This is a genomic window from Vibrio sp. 2033, assembly GCF_033339735.1.
Window position 1 is genome coordinate 1 of sequence record NZ_JAWOVC010000340.1, and the last position, 708, is coordinate 708.

1 protein-coding gene is annotated in these 708 nt (G+C 46.9%); it reads left to right on the forward strand.

Annotated elements, in window-relative coordinates; genetic code table 11:
* On the forward strand, positions 1-708 hold a 708-nt coding region (locus R7P74_RS26465; RefSeq protein WP_336624116.1), incomplete at both ends, for an ABC transporter permease subunit.

Here is a 708-nt window from a genome sequence, read left to right on the forward strand (position 1 = left end):
TTTCCACGATGATGATCTTGTTCATCTTGATGCCATTGTGGGCGATGCTGGCCAAAAGCGTACAAAACAGCGAAGGAGAGTTTGTTGGGTTAGCCAACTTTGCGACTTATTTTTTTTCTTCAAGGTTGTGGGTTTCCGTTGGTAATACTTTTACTTTGGGACTCGTTGTAACGACGGTGGTCGGTATTCTGGCCTTTGGTTACGCTTACGCACTCACGCGTTCATGCATGCCATTTAAAGGTCTATTTCACATCTTAGGTACCGCGCCAATCCTTGCTCCCTCACTTTTGCCTGCGATCAGCTTGATCTTCCTCTTTGGCAATCAAGGGGTTGCGAAAGAGCTACTTGGTGGTCACTCAGTGTATGGTGTGATTGGTATTTCAATGGGTTTGATCTTTTGGACCTTTCCTCATGCTCTGATGATTTTGACCACTTCGCTGCGTACTTCCGATGCCCGTTTGTATGAGGCCGCTCGTGCTCTAAAAACCTCACCGATGAAGACCTTTTTTATGGTGACGTTACCTGCGGCGAAATACGGTTTGATCAGCACTCTGATTGTCGTATTCACGTTGGTGATCACCGATTTTGGTGTGCCGAAAGTCATTGGCGGAAGCTATAACGTTCTGGCGACCGACATCTTCAAACAAGTGGTGGGCCAGCAAAACTTTGCCATGGGTGCAGTAACCAGCATCATGCTGTTATTTCCTG